This window comes from Chryseobacterium sp. VD8 (assembly GCF_037149975.1).
Classification (GTDB): Bacteria; Bacteroidota; Bacteroidia; order Flavobacteriales; family Weeksellaceae; genus Chryseobacterium; species Chryseobacterium indicum.
Map to the genome: position 1 here is coordinate 1 of NZ_JBBCQL010000156.1, position 10,813 is coordinate 10,813.

Annotated in this window: 7 protein-coding genes; all 7 read right to left on the reverse strand. The window is 35.6% G+C overall.

Annotated features, from left to right (window positions below):
* Positions 1–120: 120 nt before the first annotated feature.
* The 7 genes from WFK35_RS15670 to WFK35_RS15700 all read right to left on the reverse strand — a co-directional run bounded on the left by WFK35_RS15670 (position 121) and on the right by WFK35_RS15700 (position 9,983).
* The gene (locus WFK35_RS15670) at positions 121–822 is read right to left on the reverse strand and encodes a hypothetical protein (protein ID WP_336733382.1); all 702 of its coding nucleotides are present in this window, start codon (positions 820–822) and stop codon (positions 121–123) included.
* A 175-nt stretch (positions 823–997) separates the two neighbouring features.
* A complete protein-coding gene (locus WFK35_RS15675; protein ID WP_336733383.1) occupies positions 998–1,360 on the reverse strand; it encodes a hypothetical protein in 363 nt (120 codons plus the stop codon).
* Positions 1,361–1,371: 11 nt separating this feature from the next.
* The gene (locus WFK35_RS15680; RefSeq protein WP_336733384.1) at positions 1,372–3,096 is read right to left on the reverse strand and encodes an AraC family transcriptional regulator; all 1,725 of its coding nucleotides are present in this window, start codon (positions 3,094–3,096) and stop codon (positions 1,372–1,374) included.
* 611 nt (positions 3,097–3,707) lie between these two features.
* Positions 3,708–5,153, reverse strand: a complete 1,446-nt coding sequence (locus WFK35_RS15685; protein WP_336733385.1) for a TolC family protein — start codon at positions 5,151–5,153, stop codon at positions 3,708–3,710.
* Positions 5,140–8,334 carry an efflux RND transporter permease subunit gene (locus WFK35_RS15690; RefSeq protein ID WP_336733386.1) on the reverse strand — a complete coding sequence of 1,065 codons (3,195 nt, stop codon included), beginning with the start codon at positions 8,332–8,334 and terminating at the stop codon, positions 5,140–5,142. The genes WFK35_RS15685 and WFK35_RS15690 overlap by 14 nt, the downstream gene beginning before the upstream one ends.
* A gap of 24 nt (positions 8,335–8,358) precedes the next feature.
* Entirely contained in the window at positions 8,359–9,444 is a 1,086-nt protein-coding gene (locus WFK35_RS15695; protein WP_336733387.1) for an efflux RND transporter periplasmic adaptor subunit, read from the reverse strand.
* Between the two features lie 146 nt (positions 9,445–9,590).
* A complete protein-coding gene (locus tag WFK35_RS15700; protein ID WP_336733388.1) occupies positions 9,591–9,983 on the reverse strand; it encodes a hypothetical protein in 393 nt (130 codons plus the stop codon).
* Between the last annotated feature and the right edge of the window lie 830 nt (positions 9,984–10,813).

Genomic DNA, 10,813 nt, shown 5'->3' on the forward strand with positions numbered 1-10,813 from the left:
AATAAATAACAACCATCAACGATAAAAAAATCCCAGTTTTTCAACCGGGATTTTCTGTTTGAAAAAGTACCAACTAATTTCAAACTACAATTTAGCTATATGAATGTTTTGGTGTTTTGGTTAATTCGACATCGTTAAAAACTGATGGCTCATCTGCACTTTAAATTTCGCTTCTGATTTCAGTTTAGAATAGATCATGCTTTCAAAGGCCTGCACTTCTTTTAATTTCTGATCAATACATTCTGCGATCTGAACAACGGAAAACAGAAAATCTCTGTATACCGCAATATTTACCGTTTGTCCTTGAACCGGAAGATAAGCTTTCAGAAAAGGAATTGTTGTTTGGTGTTGGTTGTAATTCACACAATATCCCGCTCCTTCACGCGAAGTGATGATTTCAAAATCGTTGATAAAATCCAGCACGCTTTTATTTTTATCTTCTTTATTACTATTTTTCGACAAGTATCTGTTGATTTTATCTAAAATATGCTGTGCATATTCCATCATCGTAACGGTTTTCCATTCGAACTGATGATTGATTTTCTTTGAATTTCTGGCAGGTTTTCCGTTTTCACAGGTGGTGCAGAAAGAAATCCCTATTTTGTCGTAATAAGGAAAAAAGCAGTCTTTAATCTGTAGGGAAGCATCCGCCTGAATTCTGTCGTTGGCAAAGTTGTAATACAAAAAAGGACTGTAGAGATTCGAAAGTTTTTTCAGATAGTCGGTTTCACTTGTATTCTGATATTCCTCAAACCATTTTTCAAGGTTGTCGTAATAGGTATTTTCAAATTCGTTAAAACTTAGATATAATGGCAGTTCCATAACTTCGTAATTTTGATAAGACAAAGCTATTGCAGTAATGCGACAAAACTCGACGTGTTATTTTTTAGTTTTAATTTTTTTTGAAACAGAAAATAATTTTACCTTCAAATGAGATCCTCTTATTTTTTATCGGGTACAATTTTGATTGAAAACATATAATCCAATGATGATTATATTATTTTGAGTTTAAAACTTTCAACTTTTTAGTGTACATATCGTAGAAAATTTTACGTCGGTCTTTTTTGTAAAGGATAAAATAAGTAACGTTTTTATTTTTTACGATTGAGTCTCCGGTATCAATTAAAGTGAAAATATTCAAATCATCTAAATAGAACTTTTTGTAATCTGAAGTTTTAACTAAATAAGCATGACTCATATAATCATATTTATCGTAGACTACAACTCCATTGAAATGCTGTTCAAAGGAGTTGTATTTAGAAAAATTGGGATCTAGGATTTGTTTTAAAATCCCAAAACAGAAGACAGCCACAAAGAATCCGAGAATAATTTTAGTAAAATTTTGTTTAAGAAATTTCATAAAGGCAGTTATTATGTCTCTCCGTTATCCTCTAACTCTTCTTTCCTCTTTTTAATAAAATCCGTCGGACGAATTCCGTTGATTTCGTAGAAAAGATCAGAAAAATTCTGTCTGGAAGCTATTCCGCATTCTTTTGCGAGGGTTTCGATGCTGTACTTCAGATATTTTTTATCTTCAAAAAGCAGATTGGTAATGTAATTGATTCTGAGTTCGCTTAAATATTTATTGAAATTTGCCTTTTTATATTCGTTAATCACCTGTGAGAGGTAGTTTGAATTAGTACCTAGTTGGGCGGCTAATTTGCCAATGGTTAAGCCTTTTTGTGTAAAACCTTTTTTATCTTCAAAAGTTTTAAGTTTTTTCAGAAGCTCTTCAACTTTATTCTCTGTAATCGTCAGTTTTTTTTCTTCAATCTGTGGAACAATTTCTTTTATTTCATTCGCCTCTTCTTTCTTATGGCTTGCCATAAATTTCTTTTCCACCATAATATATTTTTTCTGAATTTCATTAGATTTTTTATGCCTTCTGGTAAGCAGAATAACCAGACCGATTCCCCAGATAATCAAAACGATAATAATAACAGTTCCGAGATAATTTATTTTCTGAAGTTTATTTTTTTCTTCCAGTAAGGTATTGGTATCATAATCTTTATGAATTTTCGGAGACAGATAAATGAAATCTTTGGACATGATGCTGTCTGCACGAAGTAACTGACTTGTATAATATAACTGAAGTTCCTGATTTTTCTCTTTTTTGGAATAATCGATCAGGAGTTCGTAATTTTCTCTCAGCTCCGGAAGAATAAACTGATGCTTCTGAAAAATAGAATCAATTTTTTTAAAATAAACAATAGATTGTCTGGTCTTTTTAAGCCCAGAAAAACTTTTTCCGATATAGAAATAGCTTACCGAAAGTCTTGCAAAATCGCGGCTTTCTTTAATAACGGGCAGCGATTGATTAAAATCTTTTAAAGCTTCCTGAAATTGATTTTTTTTATATTCTGAAATTCCTTTGGCTAAAATAAAATAGCCTTTCTCTAAAGCATATTCCGGATTATCCCCTACTTCAGAAAGACCAGTCTGTATTGCTTCATCTGCTTCTCCGTCTTTCCCGAGATTCCGGTAACAGATAATAAGCTGATGAAGGCTGTTGAAATATCCTTTATTATTATTGTAAATTTCGTTGGGATGAAGTTTTGTTATTTCTTTCGCTTTCTCTCTGTAATAAACCAGACATTTTGTAAAAAGCTGTGAAGCGTCTTCATAGTAGCCGAGATAACTTTTTACAACCCCGATATGATAAAGATTCTGATACTTCAGATATTCATTTTTAGTATTTTTTGAATATTTGTATGCTTCCAGATATTCGTTAAGAGCGAGTTGAAATTTTTTATAATGATAATAATAAATAACGCCTTTATCAATATGGGAGACAATTTTAAGATCATCATCATTCGTTTTATTGGCGGCCCAGATCATGCTGTCCGCATATTTCAGTTTATTCTCGTTTAAGGAAGAAAAATAAACGGCATCTTTATAGCCCTGAACCAGCTTTTGGTAATTCTTCTCCTTTTTTGCCATATCAATATACGGCTTAATAAACGGAAATGCTTTCGTATCATTTTCGGGAAAGTCTTCATATTTCAGCCTAAGCTTATAATAATCGCTGTAACTTTCCTGAGATAATACTAAACTAAAAAACCCGAAAAAAAGAATAAAAAATAATTTTTCTTTCACCCTGTTAAATAATCCTGTGTGTTAAGTCCTCAAAAGTACACAAAATAGATCATTTTTTATCAAAGATTAATGAATTAAAACAGGGTATAGTATTATTTCTACTTTACAAATTTACAAACTGAAAATCAGGTAATTAATAAATAAAAAGACAGCAATGGCATTGTCTTAATTTATGAATAATGACCACATTTGTTTTTTTATTTCACCATAAGGTTATAATTTCGAACCAGAAAATCAAAGAAAAATAAAATTAGTTAAGCCGTTTATAAATTTATTGAATAGAAAGGAAGCACTAAAAAAGCACAAAGATAAATTTTGAAAAGCTAATAAACATGATTCTATTCATAAATCTTACCACCTTCCTTAACAGGAGAAATTACTTTTTTGGAAGGCTGGTTTTTTTTAAATTTAATTTTTTTGAAAACTAATAACCATTTTTTTTAAAAAAGATAATAACCGTGAAGAAATAAATTAGTCCTGTGTCTTACAGGTAAATTGGGAAGGAGGTTCTGAAATATGAACCTTTTTATTAGAGTTTTCAGTTTTAATCGAAAAGAGACTGTTCCTTACGGGCAGCCTCTTTTCTTTTTAAAACATTAAGGATTTACAAATCACTTCCAGCCTCCGCCTAAGCTCTTGTAAATATCAACAACTGTACTCAGCTGTTTTTGTTTAGCTTCCACCAGTTCCATTTTGGCATCCAGAGCGTCTCTTTGGTTCAGAAGAACTTCCAGATAATCTGCTCTTGAATTTTTAAATAACTGATTGGCTATATCTATTGATTTTTCCAAAGCCTGTGTTTCTTCAGACTTCAGTTTGTAATACTGATCGATGTTTTTTACTTTAGACATTAAATTGGCAACATCCAGATAAGCATTCAGGATGGTTTTATCATACTCATACAAAGCCTGAATCTGTCTTGCATCTGCCGTCTGAAAGTTGGCTTTAATAGCACTTTTATTAATAAGAGGTCCTGCCAGTTCACCCACTAAGCTTGCAGCCATAGATTCCGGCAATTTAACAAGATAAGAAGGTTTAAAGGCTTCCAGTCCTAATGTTGCAGAGATTTCCAGAGACGGATAAAACTCTTTTCTTGCCGCTTCCACATCCAGTTTTGAAGATTTTAATTCCAGTTCAGCCTGTTTGATATCGGGACGATTCGCCAGTAACTGGGACGGAATCCCCGTATAAACCGTCTGAGGAATCATCGCCATGAAGTCTCCTTTTGATCTTACAATTGGTTGCGGAAAACGTCCGCAAAGCGCATTGATTTCGTTTTCTTTCTCCGTGATTTCCTGACGGATGGTGAATTCCGAAGCTTTAGACTTTGCCAGCTCGGCTTCGAATTTTTTTACGGCAAGTTCAGTTGCTGCTGCAGCTTCTTTCTGAATTTTTGATATTTCCAGAGCTCTCTGCTGCAATTTTGTATACTGCTGAATAATATCCAACTGGTTATCCAGCGCTAATAATTCATAATAATTATTGGCAACTTCCTCTATTAAGTTGGAAAGAACGAAGTTTTTACCTTCTACAGTAGAAAGATAATGGGCAACAGCAGATTCTTTCTCCGTTCTCAGTTTTTTCCAGATATCCACTTCCCAGTTTGCCATTAAACCGCCCTCAAAATTTCCAAGCGGATCAGGCATATCTTTTCCGGGTTCTATCTGTGTGGTTGCATCACCAGCACCTTCACTGGTGTAGCGTCCTGCTTTTTTCACTCCTGCTCCTACTCCTGCAGAAACCGTAGGGGTTAATCGCCCTTTTTTAGCTAAAACACCACTTTTTGCAATCTCAATCTCCTGCAAAGTAATCATAAGCTCCTGATTATTTTTTAAAGCAGTTTCTATTAAGGCTACTAAATTAGGATCTGTAAAAAACTGTCTCCAAGGTGTTGTTCCGCTGTTATTATTGGCATCACCCTGATCCTGCTGATTAAAATTCTGAGGAATATTTTCTTTTACCTCATCTTTTACCACGGTCGCCATTGGCGCCTTACAGCCTGCTAAAACAAGCGATAAGGCGATGGCTGCTATATATCTTTTATTATAAATCTTCATGTTTGTCGTCGTGTTGGTACGGTTCTGTTTGTTCTGTCAAAGGATTTTCCTCTTCATATCTTGCCAGTCTCGATTTATCGGCAATTGTTCCAAAAATGTAGTACAATCCCGGTATAATCATCAATCCGAAAATAGTTCCGATCAGCATTCCACCCGCTGCCGCAGTACCAATGGTTCGGTTACCTATTGCTCCGGGACCTGTTGCCACCACTAACGGAATCAGACCTGCGATGAATGCAAATGAGGTCATCAAAATCGGACGGAAACGAATTGCAGCTCCTTCAATCGCAGCCTGCGCTACAGGAATTCCTTCTTCCGCTTTTTTCTGAACGGCAAATTCCACAATCAGTACAGCATTTTTACCCAAAAGACCAATCAGCATGACCATGGCAACCTGAGCGTAAATATTGTTTTCCAGTCCTAATAATTTCAGACATAAGAAAGCTCCGAAAATACCCGTCGGTAAAGATAAAATTACCGGTAACGGAAGAATGAAACTTTCATACTGTGCGGAAAGAATAAGATAAACGAATCCTAAACACACAAGGAAGATGAAAATAGCTTCGTTTCCACGGCTTACCTCATCTTTAGAGATCCCCGCCCAATCAATTCCAAAACCCCTCGGAAGTGTTTTATCCGCAACTTCCTGAATGGCTGCAATTGCCTGTCCGGAACTGTAACCCGGAGCAGGAGTACCACTTACCTCGGCAGAATTGTACATATTGTGTCTGGTAATCTCAGAAAGACCATATACTTTTTCCAGATGCATAAAATCTGAATACGGAACCATCTGATCTTTATCATTCTTCACATACAGTTTCAAAAGATCGCTTGGTAAGGCACGATATTGAGGTCCCGCCTGAACAATTACTTTATAAGGTCTGTCGAAACGGATGAAACTGGTTTCATAGTTGGAACCGATTAAGGTGGATAAATTATCCATTGCATTTTCAATCGTCACTCCTTTTTGCTCGGCAAGATCATTATCCACTCTCAACATATACTGAGGGAAACTCGCGGAATAGAATGTAAATGCAGAACCCAGTTCAGGACGCTTTTTCAGTTCCCTTACGAAGTCGTTGCTTACCTTCTCCATTTTTTGATAATCTCCACTTCCTGCTTTATCGAGCAGACGAAGTTCGAAACCACCTGCTGCACCGTATCCCGGAATGGAAGGCGGCTGGAAGAATTCTATATTCGCACCCGGAATATTTTTCGCTTTTTCTTCAAGCTTTTCTATAATTTCCGCCGCAGATTCTTTACGGTCTTCCCAGCTTTTAAGGTTAATAAGACAAGTACCGGAGTTGGAACCTGTACCTTCGGTAAGGATTTCGTAACCCGCCAATGAAGAAACAGACTGTACTCCGTCGATATCTTCAGATTCTTTCAATAATTCTCTGGCAATCTGGTTGGTTCTTTCCAGCGTAGAACCGGGAGGAGTCTGAATAATCGCATAAATCATCCCCTGATCTTCCGCAGGAATAAATCCTGAAGGCAATGAGTTGCTTAAAAAGAATGTACATGCACAGAAGGCTAATAGTAAAGGTAAAGTAATTGTTTTTTTCTTCACTGTTTTGTTTAGCATTCCTTCATATTTGTTCGCTCCTTTTGTAAATAATCCGTTGAATTTATCAAGGAAAATAGTAATCGGAGTTCTTCTTTTAGCTTTTCCGTGGTTATTTTTTAAAATTAAAGCACATAAAGCCGGCGTTAATGTTAAAGCTACAACCCCTGAAAGGATGATTGCAGAAGCCATAGTAATGGAAAACTGACGGTAGAAAACCCCAACCGGACCAGACATGAATGCAATCGGAATAAATACGGATGCCATTACCAGAGTAATTGCGATAATCGCTCCGCTGATCTCATGCATGGCTTCTTCAGTTGCTTTTAGCGGAGATAAATGCTTCTCCTCCATCTTGGCATGAACCGCTTCAATTACCACAATCGCATCATCCACTACAACCCCGATCGCCATTACAAGCGCAAAGAGAGAGATCATGTTTAAGGTAATTCCGAAGGCGGACATTACTGCAAAAGTACCCACCAAGGATACGGGAACCGCCAAAGCAGGAATTAAGGTGGAACGCCAGTCTCCCAGGAATAAGAATACAACGATTGCCACCAAAATAAAGGCTTCAAAAAGCGTATGAACTACTTTTTCAATAGAAGCATCAAGGAATTTTGATACGTCATAACTAATGTCGTAATGCATTCCTTTCGGGAAAGTGGTTTTCTGCAGTTCTTCCATCAAAGATTTTACGTTCTTGATAACGTCACTTGCATTGGAACCATATGATTGTTTTACTGTAATCGCTGCTGAAGGTTTACCATTCAATGTAGAATAAATATCATACATGGAAGAACCAAATTCGATATCTGCAACATCTTTCAGTCTAATAAACTCTCCATCCGGTTTTGCTTTAAGGATGATGTTTCCATAATCCTTTTCATTATTAAAACGTCCGGGATATTTTAAGATATATTCAAATGACTGGGATCTTTTCCCTGAACTTTCCCCTGTTTTTCCCGGAGAAGCTTCTAAACTCTGCTTATTCAGAGATTCCATCACTTCATCTGCAGAAATACTGTATGCTGTTAATCTGTCAGGTTTCAGCCAGATACGCATTGCATATTCTCTGGTTCCGAGGATATCTGCAAAACCAACTCCGCTTACCCTTTTCAATTCAGACATTACATTGATATCTGCATAGTTGAAAAGGAATTTCTGGTCTGCTTTAGGATCGTCACTGTACAGGTTAATGTACATCAACATGTTCGGTTCTTCACGGGTAATTTTCACCCCTTCACGCACTACCAACGGCGGAAGTTTGTTTACTACCGAAGAAACACGGTTCTGCACGTTTACTGCCGCTACGTTCGGATCGGTTCCCAGATCGAAAACCACCTGAATAGAAGCTTCTCCGTCGTTTCCGGCATCGGAAGTCATATATTTCATCCCCGGAACCCCGTTCAAACCTCTTTCCAGAGGAATAACAACAGATTTGATGAGCAATTCGTTGTTCGCTCCCGGATAATCCGCTGTAAAATTTACTTTGGGCGGAGAAATAGACGGGAACTGGGTAACCGGTAATTTCAAAAGGGATAAAACTCCCATAAATACGATAATCAAAGAGATTACGATAGACAGAACAGGTCTGCGAATAAATTTCTTAAACATAATTACTTACTTCATTAGAGCGTATTACTCTGCTTTTAATTTTAATGACTGAAGAACTTTTTTCGGATCCTGAACTTTTGTCTGAACTTTTTGATCGTCTTTTACTTTCTGAACACCTTCCAATAAGATTTTATCTCCTGTTGAAAGTCCTGAAGCTACTACATACACATCAGGCAGTTCATAAGCGATTTTAATATTTTTGGACTTTGCCACTCCGTTCTTATCCACTACGAATACATATTTCTGATCCTGAATTTCGTAAGTGGCTTTCTGAGGAATGATTAAAGCATTTTTCAATGGTAAAGTCATTCTTACCTTTCCGGTTTCTCCGTTTCTCAGAAGTTTATCTGGATTTGGGAATTTTGCTCTGAAGGCGATGTTTCCTGTTTCACTGTCAAATTCTCCTTCAATGGTCTGAACCTGTCCTTTCTGTGGAAAAACATCTCCGTTTGCCATTACCAGATCCACCATATTACTTCCTCTTGAAGCTACATTTCTCTGATAGTTAAGATATTCCGGCTCCGAAACGTTGAAATAGGTATAAATATCATTGTTATCGGAAAGAGAGGTTAATAAATCTCCTTCATCTACCAGACTTCCCAGTTTCAACGGAATTCTGTCGATAATTCCCGAAAAAGGAGCTTTAATGTCTGTAAATGACAAGTGTATCTGTGCCAATTTAGCTTCTGCATTGGCTGCATCCAGCTTTGCTTTAGCCATCGCTCTTTCGTTTTTGGAAACGATATTGTTACTGGCTAATGTACTTGCATTTTTCAGCTCAATTGTTGCCTGAGCAACTTCTGCCTGAGCTTTCAGTAATTCTGCCTGATATAATTTCGGCATAATTCTGAATAAGGTCTGTCCCTGATGAACAAACTGTCCTTCATCCACAAAGATTTTTTCAAGGAAACCTTTTTCCTGTGCACGAACTTCAATGTTCTTTACGGATCTGATCTGCGCCACGTATTCTTTGTCGATCGCGGTACCCATCACAATGGGTGAGGTTACCGGATAAACTGCGGCTTCTTCTTTTTCTTCTTTTTTCTTGTTACAACCAGTGAACAATAAAATACTGCTTAGCGCAATGCTTGCGACAACTCTTTTAATCATAATTCTAGAGTTTATGTAAATCGTTAATGTTTTAAATATGAAATGGCAATTGGAGAAATTAACGGTATAATTTATTGCCGGAAATTATAACGTCGGATTTCCCGACGGATAGCAAACCGACAGGAAATAAGTGGGAAAAGGGGATTTTAAATTCTGATAGAACGAATCAGAATGAATTTTTTAACAGAAGCGTATTCTGATAGACAGCCATGAACAGCTGATTTTAATTTTTTAAAACTTTTTAAACCAAAAATATAGACCAGTGTGAAGATGCTGGCGAAAACAACCATTGTCTGAAAGGTATCGGACAGCTGAAAATCATCTTCTGTAAGCTCCAGTGAATATGCATTGCATATATCATCCGGATTCTGCTGAATAGAAAGCTTTTCGTAGGTCTGATTTAAACGGTTTGCTTTTTTGGGTAAATTCTGAGAGGTATGACTTGTATAATCGTTTCGCAGAGTTTTGACATTGATCTTGCTTTCTACTACAAACAGCAGAAAAAGAGTTGTCAAAAAATAAACGATATAGTTTCTCATAATTTCAAGGCACAAATGTAGACTTTAGTTATGTTATGTTTCAAGACATTGGAGTGAGAAATTGTTTATATTAACAATATTTAACACTCCTTTAAATTCGCTGAAACAGCTTAAATTAAAAGAAATGAGCCTGTTTTCAGGTTGATAAATTAAATGATTTTCAAATACTTAAAACAGAGAACATATTTATTCCCCGAACATAAAAAGCAAAGAACTGCCATGTAAAAGCAGTGAAAAGGTAAATACAAAGTTAATTTTTCATAAAACCCCCATTCTTTTAATTGAAAATAAAAATTTTAACAAATTTTATTAAATTATATGCAATAATAAAATATTATTTATTATTTTTACTATAAACAAAACATGAAAACTTTCTACCATTATTATTAACAATTCAGATTAATATAATAAACATGAAAACAAAATTCCCACTATAAATTTCTCTGTTCTATTTTTGATTTTTCCTGACCAAGTTGGAATTGAATCAACAAAGATTTTAATCTGCAAGTGTAGGAAATGTTATAAATCGATTATATAAAAACTCCATAAGATTCTAAAAACACATCATTGAGAAGAGACGTTTCCCGGAATGTCTCTTTTTTGTTTCTGCCACTATTCTGCTTCCAGTTTTTCACAGAATTTTAACGCATTTTATTTAACATAAAATATTTTTATAATGATAAAAAGACACTTAATTTAAGTGAATTTATAAAAAATTAACATATTATTAGCATAAAAAATTGTAATTTTAGACATTACTATCATCCAATTTTTGGTAACTCACTTAAAAATCACTTATATTATGAAAAAATTATTGCGGACTATTACTT

Coding starts and splice junctions, on each gene's coding strand:
- WFK35_RS15670 (WP_336733382.1), bottom strand. CDS start 822: ATGGAACTGCCATTATATCTAAGTTTTAACGAATTTGAAAATACCTAT.
- WFK35_RS15675 (WP_336733383.1), bottom strand. CDS start 1,360: ATGAAATTTCTTAAACAAAATTTTACTAAAATTATTCTCGGATTCTTT.
- WFK35_RS15685 (WP_336733385.1), bottom strand. CDS start 5,153: ATGAAGATTTATAATAAAAGATATATAGCAGCCATCGCCTTATCGCTT.
- WFK35_RS15690 (WP_336733386.1), bottom strand. CDS start 8,334: ATGTTTAAGAAATTTATTCGCAGACCTGTTCTGTCTATCGTAATCTCT.
- WFK35_RS15695 (WP_336733387.1), bottom strand. CDS start 9,444: ATGATTAAAAGAGTTGTCGCAAGCATTGCGCTAAGCAGTATTTTATTG.
- WFK35_RS15700 (WP_336733388.1), bottom strand. CDS start 9,983: ATGAGAAACTATATCGTTTATTTTTTGACAACTCTTTTTCTGCTGTTT.